Source organism: Paracoccus sp. BR5-17 (assembly GCF_055693925.1).
In genome coordinates this window covers 270,345-288,449 of sequence record NZ_JBVFUV010000003.1, presented here as the reverse complement: position 1 = coordinate 288,449, position 18,105 = coordinate 270,345, and the positions used below count along the sequence as shown (strand labels likewise).

General features: G+C 70.6%; 20 protein-coding genes and 2 pseudogenes. 3 read left to right on the top strand and 19 right to left on the bottom strand.

Annotated elements, in window-relative coordinates:
- Positions 1–45: 45 nt before the first annotated feature.
- The 10 genes and pseudogenes from ACZ1HC_RS02600 to ACZ1HC_RS02555 all read right to left on the bottom strand — a co-directional run bounded on the left by ACZ1HC_RS02600 (position 46) and on the right by ACZ1HC_RS02555 (position 8,279).
- Positions 46–846 carry a purine-nucleoside phosphorylase gene (locus tag ACZ1HC_RS02600; protein WP_472698622.1) on the bottom strand — a complete coding sequence of 267 codons (801 nt, stop codon included), beginning with the start codon at positions 844–846 and terminating at the stop codon, positions 46–48.
- Positions 830–1,881 (bottom strand): annotated as a pseudogene (locus ACZ1HC_RS02595) (ABC transporter permease). The gene ACZ1HC_RS02600 and the pseudogene ACZ1HC_RS02595 overlap by 17 nt, the downstream one beginning before the upstream one ends.
- Positions 1,881–2,972 carry an ABC transporter permease gene (locus tag ACZ1HC_RS02590; RefSeq protein ID WP_472698621.1) on the bottom strand — a complete coding sequence of 364 codons (1,092 nt, stop codon included), beginning with the start codon at positions 2,970–2,972 and terminating at the stop codon, positions 1,881–1,883. Before ACZ1HC_RS02590 ends, ACZ1HC_RS02595 begins: the two are co-directional and overlap by 1 nt.
- A gap of 4 nt (positions 2,973–2,976) precedes the next feature.
- Complete coding sequence (locus ACZ1HC_RS02585; RefSeq protein ID WP_472698620.1) at positions 2,977–3,540, bottom strand: hypothetical protein; 564 nt, start codon at positions 3,538–3,540, stop codon at positions 2,977–2,979.
- Positions 3,540–5,111 (bottom strand): ABC transporter ATP-binding protein, encoded by a 1,572-nt coding sequence (locus ACZ1HC_RS02580; protein ID WP_472700761.1) that lies wholly within the window; start codon positions 5,109–5,111, stop codon positions 3,540–3,542. The genes ACZ1HC_RS02585 and ACZ1HC_RS02580 overlap by 1 nt, the downstream gene beginning before the upstream one ends.
- A 28-nt stretch (positions 5,112–5,139) precedes the next feature.
- The gene (locus ACZ1HC_RS02575) at positions 5,140–6,123 is read right to left on the bottom strand and encodes a BMP family lipoprotein (protein ID WP_472698619.1); all 984 of its coding nucleotides are present in this window, start codon (positions 6,121–6,123) and stop codon (positions 5,140–5,142) included.
- A gap of 80 nt (positions 6,124–6,203) precedes the next feature.
- Positions 6,204–6,623 carry a GNAT family N-acetyltransferase gene (locus ACZ1HC_RS02570; RefSeq protein ID WP_472698618.1) on the bottom strand — a complete coding sequence of 140 codons (420 nt, stop codon included), beginning with the start codon at positions 6,621–6,623 and terminating at the stop codon, positions 6,204–6,206.
- Between the two features lie 7 nt (positions 6,624–6,630).
- Positions 6,631–7,209 (bottom strand): tRNA (adenosine(37)-N6)-threonylcarbamoyltransferase complex dimerization subunit type 1 TsaB, encoded by a 579-nt coding sequence (gene tsaB, locus ACZ1HC_RS02565; RefSeq protein WP_472698617.1) that lies wholly within the window; start codon positions 7,207–7,209, stop codon positions 6,631–6,633.
- A complete protein-coding gene (locus ACZ1HC_RS02560; protein WP_472698616.1) occupies positions 7,202–7,759 on the bottom strand; it encodes a NifU family protein in 558 nt (185 codons plus the stop codon). Before ACZ1HC_RS02560 ends, tsaB begins: the two co-directional genes overlap by 8 nt.
- A gap of 64 nt (positions 7,760–7,823) precedes the next feature.
- Entirely contained in the window at positions 7,824–8,279 is a 456-nt protein-coding gene (locus tag ACZ1HC_RS02555) for a universal stress protein (RefSeq protein ID WP_472698615.1), read from the bottom strand.
- A gap of 219 nt (positions 8,280–8,498) precedes the next feature.
- Here ACZ1HC_RS02555 and ACZ1HC_RS02550 point away from each other — a divergent pair, with 219 nt between their 5' ends.
- Together ACZ1HC_RS02550 and ACZ1HC_RS02545 are read left to right on the top strand one after the other, a co-directional pair.
- Positions 8,499–9,179 carry a sugar transferase gene (locus ACZ1HC_RS02550; RefSeq protein ID WP_472700760.1) on the top strand — a complete coding sequence of 227 codons (681 nt, stop codon included), beginning with the start codon at positions 8,499–8,501 and terminating at the stop codon, positions 9,177–9,179.
- A 79-nt stretch (positions 9,180–9,258) separates the two neighbouring features.
- On the top strand, positions 9,259–10,191 hold the full coding sequence (locus ACZ1HC_RS02545) for an NAD-dependent epimerase/dehydratase family protein (RefSeq protein ID WP_472698614.1): 933 nt from the start codon (positions 9,259–9,261) through the stop codon (positions 10,189–10,191).
- A gap of 38 nt (positions 10,192–10,229) precedes the next feature.
- Here ACZ1HC_RS02545 and truA read toward each other — a convergent pair whose 3' ends face one another.
- The 9 genes and pseudogenes from truA to tsaD form a co-directional block, all read right to left on the bottom strand.
- A complete protein-coding gene (gene truA / locus ACZ1HC_RS02540; protein ID WP_472698613.1) occupies positions 10,230–11,006 on the bottom strand; it encodes a tRNA pseudouridine(38-40) synthase TruA in 777 nt (258 codons plus the stop codon).
- Between the two features lie 4 nt (positions 11,007–11,010).
- A complete protein-coding gene (locus ACZ1HC_RS02535; protein WP_472698612.1) occupies positions 11,011–11,976 on the bottom strand; it encodes a 5-bromo-4-chloroindolyl phosphate hydrolysis family protein in 966 nt (321 codons plus the stop codon).
- 156 nt (positions 11,977–12,132) lie between these two features.
- Positions 12,133–13,118, bottom strand: a pseudogene (gene lpxK, locus ACZ1HC_RS02530) (tetraacyldisaccharide 4'-kinase).
- Entirely contained in the window at positions 13,115–14,278 is a 1,164-nt protein-coding gene (locus tag ACZ1HC_RS02525; RefSeq protein ID WP_472698611.1) for a 3-deoxy-D-manno-octulosonic acid transferase, read from the bottom strand. The pseudogene lpxK and the gene ACZ1HC_RS02525 overlap by 4 nt, the downstream one beginning before the upstream one ends.
- Before the next feature lie 22 nt (positions 14,279–14,300).
- Entirely contained in the window at positions 14,301–14,552 is a 252-nt protein-coding gene (locus ACZ1HC_RS02520) for a DUF4170 domain-containing protein (RefSeq protein WP_472698610.1), read from the bottom strand.
- A gap of 119 nt (positions 14,553–14,671) precedes the next feature.
- On the bottom strand, positions 14,672–15,085 hold the full coding sequence (locus tag ACZ1HC_RS02515) for an EVE domain-containing protein (protein ID WP_472700759.1): 414 nt from the start codon (positions 15,083–15,085) through the stop codon (positions 14,672–14,674).
- Positions 15,085–15,360 (bottom strand): YciI family protein, encoded by a 276-nt coding sequence (locus tag ACZ1HC_RS02510; RefSeq protein ID WP_472698609.1) that lies wholly within the window; start codon positions 15,358–15,360, stop codon positions 15,085–15,087. The genes ACZ1HC_RS02515 and ACZ1HC_RS02510 overlap by 1 nt, the downstream gene beginning before the upstream one ends.
- The gene (locus ACZ1HC_RS02505; RefSeq protein WP_472698608.1) at positions 15,357–16,301 is read right to left on the bottom strand and encodes an NAD(P)H-dependent glycerol-3-phosphate dehydrogenase; all 945 of its coding nucleotides are present in this window, start codon (positions 16,299–16,301) and stop codon (positions 15,357–15,359) included. Before ACZ1HC_RS02505 ends, ACZ1HC_RS02510 begins: the two co-directional genes overlap by 4 nt.
- Complete coding sequence (gene tsaD, locus ACZ1HC_RS02500; protein WP_472698607.1) at positions 16,298–17,368, bottom strand: tRNA (adenosine(37)-N6)-threonylcarbamoyltransferase complex transferase subunit TsaD; 1,071 nt, start codon at positions 17,366–17,368, stop codon at positions 16,298–16,300. The genes ACZ1HC_RS02505 and tsaD overlap by 4 nt, the downstream gene beginning before the upstream one ends.
- A 157-nt stretch (positions 17,369–17,525) precedes the next feature.
- On the opposite strand from tsaD, the gene ACZ1HC_RS02495 reads away from it, so the two are divergent.
- Positions 17,526–18,098, top strand: a complete 573-nt coding sequence (locus tag ACZ1HC_RS02495; protein ID WP_472698606.1) for a uroporphyrinogen-III synthase — start codon at positions 17,526–17,528, stop codon at positions 18,096–18,098.
- Positions 18,099–18,105: the final 7 nt, after the last annotated feature.

The window sequence follows — 18,105 nt, the reverse complement described above, 5'->3', positions numbered from 1 at the left end:
CGAGGGCGGGTGCCTCCGGCGGGGGTATTTGGGACAAAGAAGAAGTCAGGCGTCGCGCAGGAAGCGGCGCAGGATGCGTTCCAGCTTGGCGGCGCCCAGCGGGGCCATGGCCTTGGTGTGGTCGTGGCTGATCGATTCGTCGGACAGGCCTGCCCCCATGTTGGTGATGACCGAGATGGCGGCGCAGCGCAGGCCCAGGAAGCGGGCCAGGATGATCTCGGGGACGGTGGACATGCCGACGGCATCGGCGCCGAGGATCCGCGCGGCGCGGATTTCGGCAGGGGTTTCGAAGCTGGGGCCCGAGAACCAGCAATAGACGCCCTGGGGCAGGTCGATCCCCTCGGCCGCTGCGGCGGCGGCCAAGGCTGCGCGCATGTCCGCGTCGTGGGCATCGGTCATCGGCACGAAGCGGGCGTCGGTCGGCTCTCCGATCAGGGGGTTGGTGCCGGCGAAGGCGATGTGGTCGGCCAGCAGCATCAGCCCGCCCGGCGGAAGGTCGGGGCGCAGCGACCCCGCGGCATTGGTCAGGATCAGCTTGCGCGTGCCTAGGGCTGCCAGAGTCTCCAGGGGCAGGCGCATCGCATCGGCGCGGCCGGATTCGTAGTAATGCGACCGGCCCCCGAAGACCGCGACGCGGCGGCCTTCCAACTGCCCGATCACCAGCTGCGGGACGTGGCCCGACACGCCCGCATGGGGAAAGCCGGGCAGGTCGTCATAGGGGATCGCCACGCCATCGACCGTTCCCGACAGGTGGCCCAGGCCGGATCCCAGGATCAGCCCGTATTCGGGCGGCTGGTCCCCCGCCCGGTCGCGGATCAGACGGGCAAGCTCAGCGCTCTTTGACATAGGGCTCTCCTCCGGCGCGGGGCGGGATGGCGCGGCCCACGAAGCCCGCGAGGATGATGACGGTCAGGATGTAGGGCAGGGCGTTCATGAACATCGAGGGCACCGTGACGATCCCCAGGTCGAGATCGGGATAGCGGTTGGTCACGGCCTCGAGCAGGCCGAACAGGAAGGTGGCGCCCAGCGCCCCCAGGGCCGCCACTTCGCGAAGATCAGCGCGGCCAGGGCGATGAAGCCCCGCCCGGCGGTCATCTCCTTGACGAAGCCGGCGGACAGGCCGGTTGCCAGATAGGCCCCGGCCAGCCCGCACAGCAGCCCGGCGATGGCCACCGCGGCATAGCGCAGCCGCGTGACCGACACCCCTGCGGTATCGACCGAGGCGGGGTTTTCCCCCACCGCCCGCAGCCGCAGGCCGAAGCGGGTGCGATACAGCACCCACCATGTCAGCGGCACCATCAGGAAGGCCACATAGACCAGGATCGTGTGGCCCGAGACCACCTCGGCGTAGAAGGGCCCGATCACCGGGACGCCCCGCATCGCCTCGGCCAGCGGCAGGGTGATTTCCCCGAAGCGCGGCGTGCCGGTCAGCGCGGCCGTGCCATCCGGTCCGGCGATGCCAGACAGCCAGCCCCGGAACGGCCCCAGTTGCGCATCAAGCTCGGCCCCGGGGGTCAGGCTGGGGGTGCGCCCGCCCAGGCCGAAGATCTTCTGTCCCAGCAGCACCGTCAGGCCGGAGGCCAGGAAGTTGATCGCCACCCCAGAGATCAACTGGTTGCCCCGGAAGGTGATCGAGGCGATGCCGTGGAGCGCCGACAGCATCAGCGCCCCCAGAAGCCCCGCGCAGGCGCCCAGCCAGACATTGCCGGTCAGCGCGGCGACGGTGGCGGCGCTGAAGGCGGCCATCAGCATCTTGCCTTCCAGGCCGATGTCGAAAATCCCCGCGCGTTCGGAATACAGCCCGGCCAGGCAGGCCAGCAGCAGGGGCGTCATCAGCCGCACCGCGCTGTCGAGGATCTGGATGATCGTATTCAGATCCATCATGCGCCCCTTTTCCGCATCGCCATGAACATCCGCTCCAGCGGCATCCGCACCATGTTGTCCAGAGCGCCGGTGAACAGGATCACAAGCGCCTGGATGACGATGATCAGTTCGCGCGGGATCGAGGTCCAGAGCGCCAGTTCGCCCCCCTGATACAGGAACCCGAACAGCAGCGCGGCCAGGAACACGCCCAGCGGGTGGTTGCGGCCCATCAGCGCCACGGCGATGCCGATGAAGCCCGCGCCTTCGACGGCGTTCAGGACCAGGCGCTCGGCCTCGCCCATGACGTTGTTGATGGCCATCATCCCCGCCAGTCCGCCCGAGATCAGCATGGCGATCACGGTGATGCGCACCGGGTTGATGCCCGCGTAAAGCGCGGCGGGTTCGGACTTGCCGAAGGCGCGGATTTCGAAGCCCAGGCGGGTTCGCCAGATCAGCAGCCAGACCAGCAGGCAGGCGATCACCGCCACGAAGAAGCTGATGTTGACGGGGGTGTTCTCGCCCCAGTCGAAGCCCAGGGCCAGCGCCATGTCCGACAGCTTGGGCAGGTGGGAGGCTTCGGGAAAGCGGGCGGATGCCGGGTCCATGCTGCCCACCGGGCGCAGCAGGTTCACCAGGATATAGTTCAGCGCCGCGGCGGCGATGAAGTTGAACATGATCGTGGTGATGACGATGTGGCTGCCGCGTTTCGCCTGAAGCCAGGCCGGGATCAGCGCCCAGGCGGCGCCGAACAGCGCCGCGCCCGCCATTCCGGCGGGCAGCGCCAGCGCCCAGTGCGGCAGCGGCACCGACAGCAGCACCAACGCCACGCCCAGGCCGCCCATCGCTGCCTGCCCCTCGCCACCGATGTTGAACAGGCTGGCGTGGTAGGCCACCATCACCGCCAGCCCGGTGAAGATGAAGTTCGTCGCGTAATACAGCGTGAAGCCCCAGCCATAGCTGGAGCCCAGGGCGCCGTCGATCATCGTGGTCAGCGCGACCACCGGGCTTTCACCGATGGCCAGGATCACCAGCGCCGAAATCGCCATCGCCAGCACCAGAGAGATCAGCGGCGTCAGGATCAGGTCGGCCCATTTCGGCATCTTTTCCATCGGCTCAGCCTTTCATGCCGGAACACAGCGCCAGGAAGGCGCGGGCGTCGGCGATCTGGTCCCAGCCGATCGGGTCACCGTTTCCCGCCATGCGCGCCAGGCTTCGGGCGCGGGGGACCGCGCCGCCTGCGCCGGGAAAGCCGCGCACGGCCAGCAGGTTCTCCTCGGCCGCGGACTGGCCCTGGCGGGCCTCTCCGGTGCAGCGGCTGCCGTCGGCGAGGGTGGCGAAGGCGATGGCGACGCGGCCGGTGACCTGGGGCGCGGTCGCGGCTTCGGCCGGCACCTCGACCGGGGCGTGGTCGGCGCAGGCCGTGCCGCGGGCGTCGGTGACGCAATTGGCCGGGAAGTCGGCCTGATAATCCGAATCTCGGACCGGATCGGCCACCGCCCAGCTGCCGTCCGGGTTGCGGGCACGGGTCTGGGCGCGGGACTCGGCGGCCATGACCAGACGGTCGGGCGCCTCGCCATCGGGCCAGATGTCCATCTTGGGCATCCGCGGCATGGCGCCGGTGCTGCAACCGGCAGCCAGAGCAAGGGGAACAAGGCAGGCGAGGCAGATGGACTTCATCAGGTCATCCGGGAAGGTTGGTCTTGGGGCGCGGCGTCCACGCCCGCCATCAGCAGGCCCAGATCGCCGGTCGTGGTCTGGCCGGGCAGGCGTTCGCCCATGATGCGGCCGTCGAACATCACCGCGATGCGGTCCGACAGCGCCATGATCTCGTCCAGTTCGACGGACACCAGCAGGATCGCCTTGCCGGCGTCGCGCAGATCGACGATGCGCTTGTGGATGAACTCGATGGCGCCGATGTCCACGCCGCGGGTGGGCTGGCCGATCAGCAGCAGGTCCGGATTGCGTTCGATTTCGCGGGCGACGACGATCTTCTGCTGGTTGCCGCCCGAAAAGTTGCGCGCGGCCAGGTCGCAGTTCGGCGGGCGCACGTCGAAGCGGGCGATCTTGCCCTCGGCATCGCGGCGGATGGCGTCCCGGTCCATCAGCGGGCCCTGGCCGTATTCCGGCGCGTCGTGATAGCCGAAGGCGACGTTTTCCCAGGCCGAGAAATCCATGATGAGCCCCTCGGCCTGCCGATCCTCGGGAATGTGGCCGATGCCCTGGCGGCGGCGTTCGGCGGCGTTGCAGGCGGCCCCGCGCAGGGGCAGCGGCGCGCCGTTCACCCGCACCTCGCCCGAGACGGTGCTGCCCTTCGGGGGATAGCCGCCCAGGATCTCCAGAAGCTGCGTCTGCCCGTTGCCGCTGACGCCCGCGATGCCCAGGATCTCGCCCGCGCGGATGTCCAGGTCGATGCCGCGCAGCCGTTCCACGCCGTCGTCATCGACCATCCGCAGGTTGCGGACTTCCAGCACCGGCTTGCCGGGGCGTGCGGGCGCCTTCTGGACGTTCAGCAGCACCTTGCGGCCGACCATCAGCTCGGCCAGTTCCTCGGGGCTGGTGTCGTCGGTCCTGACCGATGCCACCATCTCGCCGCGGCGCATGACCGACACGGTGTCGGTGATCTCCATGATCTCGCGCAGCTTGTGGGTGATGAGGATGATCGTCTTGCCCTCGGCCCGCAGGCCTTCCAGGATGCGGAACAGGTGGTCGGCCTCGGCGGGGGTCAGCACGCCGGTGGGCTCGTCCAGGATCAGGATGTCGGCCTGGCGATACAGCGCCTTGAGGATCTCGACCCGCTGCTGGTGCCCGACCGAGAGGTTTTCCACGACCTCGTCGGGATCGACGTTCAGTTCGTATTCCTGCGCCAGTTGCCGCAGCACGCCGCGGGCTTTGGACAGCGACGGGCGCAGCAGGCGGCCCTCCTCGGCGCCCAGGATGATGTTTTCCAGGACGGTGAAGTTCTGGACCAGCTTGAAGTGCTGGAAGACCATGCCGATGCCGGCGCGGATCGCGGTCTGGCTGTCGGTGATGGTCAGGGGCTGGCCGCCGACCAGGATTTCGCCCGAGTCGGGCCTGTAGAAGCCGTAGAGGATCGACATCAGCGTGGACTTGCCGGCGCCGTTCTCGCCGATGATGCCGTGGATCGTGCCCTTCTCGACGCGCAGATGGATGTCGCGGTTGGCCTGCACCGGCCCGAACGCCTTCGAGATGCCGCGCAGTTCAATCGCCGCAGGGGCGGCCGTTTCCAGCCGCCCCCTGTCCGCCTGTCCGCCGCCATTACTGGACCGGGCAGGTGTTGTCGGTCATGTAGTCGTGGACCGCGATCTCGCCGCTGGCGATCTTGGCGCGGGCGTCATCCAGGGCGGCCTGCATCTCGGGCGTCACCAGCGGCTTGTTGTTGTCGTCGATGGCCACGTCCACGCCACCGGCCTCCAGATCCATGACCTTGACGCCCGGCTCGACGCCGTTCGTGAAGACGTCGTAGACGGCGTTGTCCACCCGCTTGACCATCGAGGTCAGCACCTTGCCCGGGTGCAGGTGGTTCTGGTTGCTGTCCACGCCGATCGACAGGATGCCGCCATCCGCCGCGGCCTGCAGCACGCCGATCCCGGTCCCGCCGGCCGCGGCATAGATCACGTCCGCGCCCTGGCTGATCTGGGCCTTGGCCAGTTCGCCCCCCTTGACGGGGTCGTTCCAGGCGGCGGGCGTGGTGCCGGTATAGTTGACCAGAACCGTGCCGTCGGGCCGGGCGGCCTTGAAGCCTTGCGCGAAGCCGCATTCGAACTTGTGGATCAGCGGGATGTCCATGCCGCCGATGAAGCCCACGGTGCCGGATTCCGAGGCTTCGGCCGCCATGATCCCGGCCAGATAGCTGCCCTGTTCCTCGGTGAAGACGATGGACTGCACATTGGGCTGTTCCACGACCATGTCGATGATGGCGAACTGCGTGTCGGGATAATCCGGGGCCACCTGGTTCAGCACGTCGCCGAAGGCAAAGCCGGTCATGACGATCGGGTTGGCCCCGGTTTCGGCCAGCCGGCGCAGCGCCTGTTCGCGCTGCGCCTCGGACTGCATCTCCAGTTCCTTGTAGGTGCCGCCGGTTTCCTCGGCCCAGCGCTGCGCGCCCATGAAGGCGGCCTCGTTGAAGGACTTGTCGAACTTGCCGCCAAGGTCGAAGATCAGCGCAGGCTCGGCCAGGGCCGCGCCGCCCGCCAGTGCCGACAGCGCCACGCCCGCAAGCAGCGATTTCGTCAGGGACATAAGGAAACCTCATCCTGTTGATGCCGGCGATTCAAGTCGCCCGCTTGATGGCCAGATTAGGGCGCAACGGCCCCCACGGGTCAACCGCCTTCTTGGCCGGCCTGAAGATGGCGCTGCATCACGACCGCGTTCAGGCCGGCGCCATAGTAGTTCCGCCGTTGCCCCGCCTCCTGCCAGCCTTCGCCCAGATAAAGCCCGCGGGCGGCGGCGTTGTCGGCGGCCACTTCCAGAAAGGCGCGGCGCGCCCCGCCCGCTTGGGCCGTCGCGCAGAAATCGCGCAGCAGGTCGCGGGCGATTCCCTGCCGGCGGGCCTCGGGGGCGACCGCCAGGGTCAGCAACTCGGCCTCGTCGGCGACCATCCGGCCCATGAGAAACCCCGCAGGGCGGGTCAGCAGGAAGACGTGCGGGCTGTCCAGCAGCGTGGCGAACTCGGCGCCGCTCCAGGGGCGGGGCCGGACGAAGCAGCGGGCGTGCAGGGCGGACAGGTCGTCCCTCGTCACGGCAGGATCAGCGGCGCCGCGTCGCGCGCGGGTGCCGCGTCGGCGGGGCGCAGATACAGCGGCGCCGGTCGCGGGCCGGGATCGGTGCGGCGCGCCAGGGCGATGCGCGCGATGGCGATGGCGGGGGGAACCGCAGGCGCAGCCTGCGCGGGGCCGGGCGGCAGCGGACCGGCCGCAGCTTGCTGCGGACGGCCCCCTTGGCCGTGCCGAAGTCCTGCCACACCACCTGGTCGCCCCGCAGCGGCAGCACGACGCGGCAGGGGCGGGCCGCGCCCAGGGCCGCAGCCTCGGTCGCGGTCACGCCGACGGCCGGGATCCCCAGCGACAGGGCCAGCCCGCGGGCGGCGGCCACGGCGATGCGGATGCCGGTGAAGTTGCCCGGCCCGATGCCCACGCCGATCACGTCCAGATCCCGCCAGGCAAGGCCCGACCGGCCTAGCACCTCCTCGATCATCGGGAACAGCCGCTCGGCCTGGCCGCGGGTCATCTCCTCCGAGGCCTGGGCCAGAACCGCGTCGCCCCGCAGCAAAGCGGCCGCGCAATGCGCGGCCGATGTGTCGAAGCCCAGGGCGACCGGGTCAGGCAACGGGCCTGACCTCGACCACCTCGGGGATATAGTGGCGCAGCAGGTTCTCGATCCCCATCTTCAGGGTCAGAGTCGATGACGGGCAGCCCGCGCAGGCGCCCTGCATGTGCAGATAGACCACCCCCCGGTCGAAGCCGTGGAAGGTGATGTCGCCGCCGTCCTGTGCCACCGCCGGGCGCACCCGGGTGTCCAGCAGGTCCTTGATCTGGGTGACGATCTCGGTGTCGGGTCCGTCATGGCTGGCATGGCCCGACGGCTGGGAGACGCCTTCGATCGCGGGCGCGCCGGACTGGAAATGCTCCATGATGGCGCCCAGGATCGAGGGCTTGAGATGATCCCAGGGCTGGTCGTCCGCCTTCGTCACGGTCACGAAGTCGCGGCCCAGAAAGACGCCCGTGACCCCACCCACGGCGAAGATGCGCTGGGCCAGCGGAGACCGCGCCGCGGTGTCGGCCGAGGGAAAGTCAGCCGTGCCGGTGTCCAGCACGGTTTCCCCGGGAAGGAACTTCAACGTCGCAGGGTTCGGTGTGGTTTCGGTCTGGATGAACATTGGCCAAGGCTCCTTTGCATCGGATATGGCGACGGGGCGCCTGCGGGTCAAGCGGGGGCTGCGGTCAGGTGATCGCCTCCAGCCGTTCCTTCGAGATGTCGGCGGGCACGATGGTGATGGGGCAGGGCAGGCTTCCCGCATCGCGCAGCAGGCGCAGCAGCAGCGGGTTCTGCGACGACTTGTCCGATCCCAGGCCCATGGCGATGATGCCGATCTCGGGATCCTCGTTCAGATAAGCCAGCAGTTGCTCGGCCGGGTCGCCCTCGCGGATGACCAGTTCCGGTTCGACCTTCGGGCGTGTTTTCATCCACTTGGCATAGACATCGAAATGCGCCTCGATCCGTTCGTAGGCCTCGGCGCGCATCACTTCGGCCACCCCGAAGCCATGCTGGATCTCGTCGGGGGGGATCACCGCAAGCACCGTCACCGCCCCGCCGGAATTGGAGGCGCGCATGGCCGCGAAGCGCATCGCGTTCAGGCATTCCCGGCTGTCGTCCAGCATGACTAAAAATTTCCGCATCATCCGCCTGTGCATCGCCTCGTTCGGGTTGACAGTGGCGACTTTGCAATGGTCGCGCAAGTCATTCGGCCCCCGCCGGGCGCGCCGTGTTCCCATGCCCGGAACGATGTGCTAGCGGAGAGCAAAAGCGGAAACGGCAAGGCAGGTATCGTGACAATCCACCCCGATTGGGACAACACCAAGGCGGCGTATCTTCCGGCGACCAGCCTGACCTGGCTCATGCAGCAGGCCAATGCGGCCGGCGTGAAGCCCTTGCCCCGTCGCAAGCGCCTGTTCGACATCACGCTGGCCCTGATCCTGCTGGTGCCGCTGTCGGTGGTGATGGCCGTGGTCGCGGTGGTCCTGCTGGTCGTGCAGGGCAGGCCGATCCTCTATGCGGCGCCGCGGATGCGCACCCCGACCGAGACCTTCCTGCACCTCAAGTTCCGCACGATGCTGCAGCAGGACCAGGATTCGGGCGTGACGGGGGCGCACAAGAACTGGCGGATCACGCCGCTGGGCCATTTCATGCGCCGCACCCGCATCGACGAGATGCCGCAGCTGTTCAACATCCTGCGCGGCGACATGAGCTTCGTCGGCCCCCGCCCCACCATCCGCGAATATGTCGAGCGGTTCCCCGCCGTCTACAGCCAGGTCCTGAAGAACCGCCCCGGCGTGACCGGCCTTGCGACGCTGATCTATCACCGGCACGAAGGCCAGATCCTGGCCCGCTGCCGCAGCGCCGAGGAGACCGAGCGCGCCTATGCCCGCCGCTGCCTGCCGACCAAGCTGAAGATCGACCTGATCTATCAGAAGAACCGCACCATGGCGCTGGACCTGTGGATCCTGTGGCATACCCTGGCCGTCGTCTTCGCCAATGCTCCGCGTCCGCGCAGGGGCACCAGGGGCAACCGCAACTGACAGTCGCAGCACCTTACGGGACTGCCTGCCGGAAGATCGCTGCCCGTCCCAGCAACGCGATCGGCGGGGGATAAGCGCAGTGGGCAGGTTCCTTGTCACCGGCGGCGCCGGATTCATCGGCAGCCATCTGACCGACCGCCTGATCGCCCGGGGCGACGAGGTGGTGATCCTCGACGACCTGTCATCGGGGCGGCGGCGGAACATCCGGCCCGGCGCGCGCTTCGTCCAGGGCAGCATCCTCGACGCCGATCTGGTGGCCCGGCTGGCTGTGGGGATGGACGGCATCTTCCATCTGGCGGCGCAGGTGTCGGTGCAGGCCTGCATCGCCGACTGGATGGGCGCGCATCGCATCAACCTGGACGGCGCGCTGACGGTGTTCCTGGCGGCGCAGCGCAGCGGCAACATCCCGGTGGTCTTCACCTCGACCGCCGCCGTCTATGGCGATTCGCCGCAGGAGTTCTGCCGCGAGACCGACGCCGCCTTCCCGGTCTCGCCCTACGGCGCCGACAAGCTGGGCGCCGAACATCACCTGCGCGCCTTGGCGGGAACGCGGGGCCTGCCCTCGGTCAGCCTGCGGCTGTTCAACGTCTATGGCGACCGCCAGGATTCGCGTTCGCCCTATGCGGGGGTCATCACCAAGTTCTTCTCCGACCTGCGGGCGGGCCGGCCCCATACGGTGCATGGCGACGGCCAGCAGGTTCGCGACTTCGTCTATGTCGAGGACGTCGCCCGCGGGCTGCTGGCGGCGATGGCCTTCGGCAGCGCCCGGCCCGGGGCGCATCGCTTCAACATCTGCACCGGGATCGGGACCAGCGTGATCGACCTGGCGCGGAAGATCGACGCCGTGGGCGGCCCGGGGCCGGCGGTCATCAACCACGTGCCCGCGCGCAAGGGCGACATCCGCATCTCGAAAGGCGCACCAGAGGCGGCCCGGGCGGCCCTGGGCTTCGCGGCGGCCTTCACGGTGGACCAGGGGCTGGCCGATCTGCACCAAGCACTGGGCCGGGACTGACCGCGCCCCCCGCCGCGCCGCCCGTGGCGGGACGGCGTTCAGGCGAAGGGATCGTGCGGATAGGCCACGCCGCAGAGGTACAGCCCGTGCGGCGGGCAGACCGGGCCGCAGGCCCCCCGGTCGCGGGCGCGCAGGACCTCGGCCACGCGGTCCGGCGGCCAGGAACCGGCGCCCACGCGTTCCAGCGTCCCGACGATGGACCGGACCTGGTTGTGCAGGAAGGACCGCGCGCGCAGGCGAAAGCGGTATTCGCGGCCATGCGGGATCTCGACCTCGTCGATGCGGATCTCGTCCAGGGTCTTCACCGGGCTTGCCGCCTGGCAGATCGAGGATCGGAAGGTCGTGAAGTCGTGCCGCCCCGTCAGGTGCGCCGCCGCCTGTCGCATCGCCAGCGCGTCCAGCGGGTTCAGCACCTGCCAGACCAGCCCCCGGTCGTGCGTCACCGGCGCGCGGCGGGCCTGCAGGCGGAACAGATAGCGCCGTTCGACGGCCGAGAACCGGGCATGGAAATCGTCGGGCACCCGCGCGGCGGCCAGCACCGCCACCGGCACCGGCTTGAGGTGGAAGTTCAGCGCCTCGGCCAGTCGGAAGGTGTCCCAGTCGCGGTGCAGGTCGGCATGGGCGACCTGGGCCGTGGCATGGACGCCGGCATCGGTGCGCCCTGCGGCAGCAACCCGCGCACCGGCCGCGAACCCCGGATCCAGCCTGGCAAGCGCCGCCTCGATCGCGCCCTGGACCGAGGGCTGGTCGGCCTGCGCCTGCCATCCGGCGAAGGAACGCCCGTCGTATTCGATCCTGAAGGCGAAGCGCGGCACGGATTCAGCGCCGCGCCTTGTCGCGGTCGGGGGTCAGCAGCCCGTCCAGAAAGCGCGCCGTCTCGCTGCGCGGCGGATCAAGCGCGGCGGGTTCCGAGGCGCCCACCCCCTCGCGCGCCAGGCGTTCGCGCAGGACCGCGATCTCGAGGTCCAGATCCGTCCTGTCGCCTTCCAGCAGGCGGCGGGACTTGGCGCTGAAATCCCGTTCCAGATCGTCCAGGAACGCCTCGTACGAGGCGCGCAACGAGGGGTCGCGGGTCTGGCGGTAGAGGCCCGCGAACTTCACCGTCGCATCCCGCGCGCCCGCCAGATAGACCCCCAGATAGCGCCGCGCGGCCGAAAGGTCGCCCGGATTGGCGCGGACGCGGTCGAACAGCGCCTCGACCGTTGCCGCGAAGCGGTGCAGCCGGGCCTCGAGCCAGCGGTCCCCCAAGGACCCGATCGCCTCGCGGATCTGGGCAAGGGTCGCCTCGGCCTCGTCGATCATCTTGCGGGCGCGGTCCTGCTGGAAGTCGTCCCCGGTCTTCATGCCCTTGTCGCGCATCGGGTCGGCCCCGAAGGCCAGCCAGTGCAGCACCATGCCGGTGGCTCCGATCACTCCGGCCCCGGCCAGGCTGTCGGGCGCGACGGTGCCCAGGCCCAGCCCCAGCCCCGTCATCACGCTGCCCAGCAGCTTGCGCGGGACGGCCGGACGGCGGGCCACCCGGCGGACCTGATAGGCGGCCTCGGCGGCCAGCCCCTCGCCGGTCATCCACATCGCGCTGGCGATGACGCCAAAGGCGGCCAGGCTGCCCGCCATGCCGACCGGATCCTGGAAGAAGGCGCCAAACAGGAAGGGCGTGGCAGCGATGGTCACGTATTTCGGCCGTCCCGCCAGCGGGTGGCGGATCGCTGGCGCGGGCGCCGGGTTCCGGTTGTCGTCCTGCGGGCCGAGATCAGGCCAGGGGCGCCCGCCAAAGCGTTTCGACATGCCCTATCCCGCCCCAACCGAGGCATAGAGCGTCACGAGTATCAGCAGATAGAAGCTGAGCCTCTGGATGGCCTTTTGCGACATGCCCGTGCTTTCCCCTGCGGCCCGGATGGCCGTGCAAGCCCTATATCGGGATTGCAGCCGCGATTGCAAAGATCAGCGCCGCGCAAACAGGCAGTCCAGCGCCGCATCCAGAGGCGCGGGATCGTCCAGCGACAGCCGGACCGGCAGGGTCATGACCTGCGGCCGGAAGGCCCGCGGCAGCCGGGCTGCGTCCTTTTCGGTGGTGACAAGCTGCGCCCCCAGCAGCCGCGCTTCGGTTTCCAGCCGCGTCAGCAGGGCCGGGGTGAAGGGCTGGTGATCCTCGAGCGCCTCGGCGCGGACCAGATCGGCGCCCAGCCCGGCAAGAGTGGCGAAGAACTTCTCGGGGTGGCCGATGCCTGCGAAGGCCAGCACGCGGTGGTCCTGCCAGTCCATGCCCGTCGGCAGGGGTGCAAGCCGGCCCCGCAGATGCGGCGGGGCGCCCGGCGGGGGGCAAAACGCGCCTGCGCGTCGTCCGGCCCGATCGACAACAGCAGGTCGGCCCGGGCCAGGCCGGCGGCGACCGGCTCTCGCAGGGGGCCTGCGGGGATGCACAGGCCGTTGCCGAAGCCCTTGGCGGCATCGACCACCACCAGCGACAGGTCGTGGGCCAGCGCCGGATCCTGGAAGCCGTCGTCCAGGATCACGGCCTGCGCGCCGCCGCCCACGGCCGCCCGGGCGCCCGCCAGCCGGTCCCTGGCGACCCAGACCGGCCCGAAGGCCGCCATCAGCAGGGGCTCGTCCCCGGTCAGCGCGGCGTCGTGCTGCGCCTCGATCACGCGCAGCGGGCCTTGGCCGCTGCCGCCATAGCCGCGCGAGACGACATGGGCGGCCAGCCCGCGCGCCTGCAGCGCCTGCTGAAGGTGGATCACCGTGGGCGTCTTGCCGGTGCCGCCCGCGTTCAGGTTGCCGACGCAGATCACTGGCACGCCAAGCGTGGTCCGGGGACCCGCCGCCAGCCGCCAGGCGGTGGCCCGGGCATAGGCCGCGCCCAGGGGCGACAGCAGGCGGGCGCGCAGGCTTGGCGGACGCAGATACCAGAAGGCGGGGGCGCGTCTCATGTCCTGGCCTTTGCGATGGCATCCAGCACGGGGGCGCAGATCCGCATGGTCACCTCGGCCCCGCCGGTGCTGACGGCCCAGGCGTTGTTGGCCAGCGCCGCCACCAGGTCGGGCTGGGACAGTTCGGCGATGGCGGTGGCCAGTTCCTCGGGGCCCGACACCTGTCGCGCCGCGCCCGCGCCGGCAAGCTGCTGCCATTCGGCGGCGAAGCGGGCGGTGTGCGGGCCGTGGACGATCGCCGATCCCAGCGCGGCCGGTTCGAAGGGGTGGCGGGCCGCCGCGTCGTCGCCGCCCAGCGTGCCGCCCAGATAGGTCACGGGCGCAAGGCGATACCACAGCCCCATCTCGGTCGGGCCGTCGGTCAGCATCACCTGCACGTCCTCGGCCGGATCCTCGTCCAGCGCGCGGCGGGCGACGATGAGGCCGCTGGCCTCGATCGCCCGGGCCAGCGGGTCGATGCGGTCGGGATCGCGCGGGGCCAGGAACAGCAGCGCCCGGTGCGACTGGGCCAGCGCCGCGTGATGGGCGACAAGAACCGCCTGTTCCTCGTCCGGGGGGACCGAGGCGGCCAGCCAGGCCTGCCGGCCGCGCAAGAGCTGCGCCATGACGCTGCGCTCGGCCTCGGAGCAGGGCAGGGGGTCGCGGATTTCCGCCACCGGGCCGGTCACGGTCACCCGCTTGCGATGCGCGCCCATGCGCAGGACGACGGACTGGCTGGCCGCGTCGGTGACCAGGATCGTGCGGATCTGGCGCACCAGTTCGCGCCGCGCGACGGCGCGCAGGGTCCAGCCGGCATCCTCGGCCGAAAAGCGTCCCTCGGCCAGGATGATCGGCAAGCGCCGGCGGGCCGCGGCCTGGATCAGCGCCGGGGGCAGGTCGGTCCCCAGCAGCAGCAGCGCCGCCGGGCTGGCCTGCATCAGCGCCTCGGCCGTGGCGGGGCCGGGATCGCCCGCGTCCAGGATGCGCAGGTCGGGCCTGCCGCGCATCAGGCGGCGCTGCACCTGGGCGAAGGCCGCGCGGGCTTCGGGCGCGACCTGCACCAGAAGCAGCGGGCCGCTGCCGGGCGGAATGTCCGGCACCCCCGCGTCATCGGCCAGACCCGGCCGGCGGGCCTGCCACCACAGGCCCAGTCGCCCGATCCCCCCGCGCCCCAGGGCCATGTCCCGCGTCCCCGGACCGGCCTCAGCCCCTGACCTCGAGTTCCTCGGTCGCGCTGGCGGCGGTTTCCTCGTCGCGCAGGCGGTGCAGGTGGGCGATGAAATAGCGGGTATGGGCGCTGTCCACGGTCCGCTGCGATTCGGCCTTCCAGGCGTCGTAGGCGGCTTGGTAGTTCGGGAAGATGCCGACGATGTGGATGTTGTCGGTGTCGCGGAACTGGGTGCCCTGCGGGTCGGTCAGTTCGCCGCCGAAGACGAGATGCAGGCGTTGGCTCATGGGTGTTTCCTGTGGTTGTGACGGGCGCGAACCTGATGCCGCGGCGCGTCGAGATGAAGCGGCAGGCCGGGGGCCAGCCCCCGGACCCCCGGGGTATTTGCGCAAAGGTGAAAGAGCGGTCATAGCCCTGCAAGCCGCATGATCGCCGCCCATTCGCGGTCGCTGACGGGCTGCACCGACAGGCGCGAGTTTTTGACCAGCACCATGTCCTTCAGCGCCGGTTCCTGCTTCGCCTGTTCCAGCGAGACGGGCCGGGGCAGCGGCTGCACCGCCTTGATGTCCACGCATTCCCATCTGGGATCATCCGTCGTGCTGTCGGGATGGGCCGCGGCGATGACCTGGACGATGCCCACGGCCTGCTTGCCGATGTTGGAGTGATAGAACAGGCCCCGGTCGCCCACCGTCATGGCGCGCATGAAGTTGCGGGCCTGGTAGTTTCGCACGCCGTCCCATTCCTCGCCCGCATCGCCGCGCGCCACGAGGTCGTCCCAGCTGAACACGTCGGGTTCGGACTTGAACAGCCAGAAGGCCATCAGCCGATCACCTTCTTCCATTCGATCACCTCGACGCTGTCGAACAGGCCGGCGGACTTGTAGGGGTCGTTCGCGGCCCAGTCCCGGGCGGCGGCCAGATCGTCGGCTTCCAGGATCAGCAGCGATCCGCGCATCTCGCCGGCCTCGATCAGCGGGCCGGCCATGCGGACGATGCCGCTGTCGCGGATGAAGCCCAGATGCGCCTCGCGCGTGTCCAGGCGGGTTTGCAGGGCGCCGGGCTTGTCCCGGCAGATCACGGCGAACAGGGGCATCATTCCTCCTTCAGGGGGCGGGTCATCAGGTGCTGGGTGGCGTCGTCCACGCTCATGCGGCCTTCCGCGAGGCGGGCGACCATGGCGGCGATGGGCATGTCGCAGCCGATCCGGCGGGACAGGGAGGCGACGGCGCGGGCGGTGGCGGCGCCCTCGACGGTGGTGGTGGTGGCGTCGAAGGGCTGGCCGGCGCCCAGGGCCTGGCCATAGCGGAAGTTGCGCGACTGCGCGGATGTGCAGGTCAGCGTCAGATCGCCCAGGCCCGAAAGCCCGGTCAGGGTTTCGGGCCGCGCCCCCAGGCGGGTGGCGAGGCGGGTCATCTCGGCGAAGCCGCGGGTGATGATGGCGGCGCGGGCGCTGTCGCCCAGGCCGGCGCCGATCGCGACCCCGGCGGCGATGGCGATGACGTTCTTCAGCGCCCCGCCCAGTTCCGCCCCGGTCACGTCGGTGCTGCGGTAAAGGCGCAGGACCGGGGTGGACAGGTCGTGCTGCAGGGCGCGGCCCGCATCGGGATCCGCGCAGGCCAGCGTCAGGGCGGTGGGCAAGCCGCGGGCGATGTCCGCGGCGAAGGAAGGCCCGGTCAGGACCGCCACCGTCGCCTGCGGGCAGGCGTCCTGCAGCAGGGCCGAGGGGCCGGTGAGGTGCGTCAGGTCGATGCCCTTGGCGGTGCTGACCAGGTGCTTGCCGTTCAGGCATGCGGCATGATCCGCAAGAAACCCGCCAAGCGCCTGTGCGGGCAGCGCCAGCAGCAGCGTGCCGGCGGTCGTCGCGGCTGGCAGATCCCCGGTCACGCGCACCGCCTGAGGCAGGGTGACGCCGGGCAGGCGCGGGTTGTCGCGGCCCCAGCTGGTGTCGCGCGCCCAGAGCGTCACCGGCCCGTTCGCCGACAGGGCCACGGCAAGCGCGGTGCCGAAGGCGCCCGCGCCGAGGATCGCGATGCTCATGCCTTGGCCCCCTTCCTGCCGCCGCCCAGCATCGGCGCAGCGCCTTGGTCCAGAGGCCAGCGGGGGCGCGCGGCCAGATCCATGCCGTCGCGGTGGCCCAGGGCGAAGCGTTCGGCCCCGGCCCAAGCGATCATCGCGCCGTTGTCGGTGCAAAGCGCGAGGGGCGGGGCCAGGAAGCGCACGCCCCGGTCGCGGGCCACGCGTTCCAGGGCCGCGCGGATCGTGCCGTTGGCGGCCACGCCCCCCGCCACGGCCAGCACCGGCGCCGGGCTTGCCGCCAGGGCGCGGCGCGATTTCTCGGCCAGGATCTCGGCCACGGCCTGCTGGAAGGCGGCGCACAGATCGGCCCGGTGCTGCTGGCGCAGACCGCCCTGATCGCCGATCATCTGGTCGCGCAGCCGCAGCGCGGCGGTCTTCAGCCCGGAAAACGACATGTCGCAGCCGGGCCGGTCCAGAAGCGGGCGCGGCAGCGCAAGGCGGTCGGGATCGCCGGCGGCGGCTTCCGCTTCGACCGAGGGGCCGCCCGGCTGCGGCAGGCCCAGCAGCTTGGCCAGCTTGTCGAAAGCCTCGCCCGGGGCGTCGTCGATGGTGCCGCCCAGCCGCGTGAAGTCCTGCGGGCCGTCCACGCGCAGGAACTGGCAATGCCCGCCCGACACCAGCAGCATCAGATAGGGAAAGCCGATGCCGTCGGTCAGGCGCGGCGTCAGCGCGTGGCCGGCCAGGTGGTTCACGCCCAGCAGCGGCAGGCCGGCCCCGGCGGCGATGCCCTTGGCGCACATCACGCCGGCCATCACCCCGCCGATCAGGCCCGGCCCCGCCGTGACGGCGACCGCCGTCACATCGGACAGCCCGACGCCCGCCTGCGACAGCGCCTGTTCCACCACCAGGTCCAGCCGTTCGGCATGGGCGCGGGCGGCGATTTCCGGCACCACGCCCCCGAAGTCGGCATGAAGCGCGGTCTGGCTGCTGACCACCGAGGCGAGGATCCGCCGTCCGCCCGTGACAAGGCCCGCGGCGGTGTCGTCGCAGCTGCTCTCGATGCCAAGGAAAATCTGGGTGTCGTCCATGCTCTTGCCGGGCGGGGGATTGGCGCTTACGCCTGAAGGCCCTAGCATCGGATGCAGGATTTGCCAATGTCCCCCGACCCGCAGCGCGTCCTGCTGCTGACCCGTCCCCGGCCGGATCTCGCTGCGCCTTGCGGCGCTGCTGCCGGACTGGCGGCCGGTGATTTCGCCCATCCTGCGGATCGTGGCGGTCGATCACGACCAGGCGGCGCTGCGCGCGGCGCCGGGGCTGGTCTTCACCTCGGCCCATGCGGTGGCGGCGGCGGGACCGGGGCAGGGGCGGCTGGCAATCTGCGTGGGCGGTCACACGGCCGCCACCGCGCGCCGGGCGGGTTTTGCGGTGCAGCAGGGTAACGGCTTCGCGGAAAGCCTGCTGCCGCTGATCCGGGCGGCGCCGGTGCCGCTGATCCATCCGCACGGGCGGCATCTGGCCAGGGATCTGCCGGTGCCGGGCGTGGTCGTCTATGACCAGCAGGCGCAGCCCCTGTCCCCGCAGGCGCGGGCCCTGCTGGCCGGGGACGGGCCGGTGGCGCTGCCGCTGTTTTCCCCCCGCAGCGCGCGGCTGGTCGCGCAGGCCGCGCGGGATGCGCGCGCGCCGCTGTGGCTGGCCGCGATCAGCGACGCGGCCCTGGCGGCCTGGGACGCGCCCAGCGCGGGCCGCACGGTTGCCCGCAGCCCCGACATCGAGGCGATGGCGGCGGCCATCCGCCGTCTGCCCGTCGCGGAACAATGATGCGCAG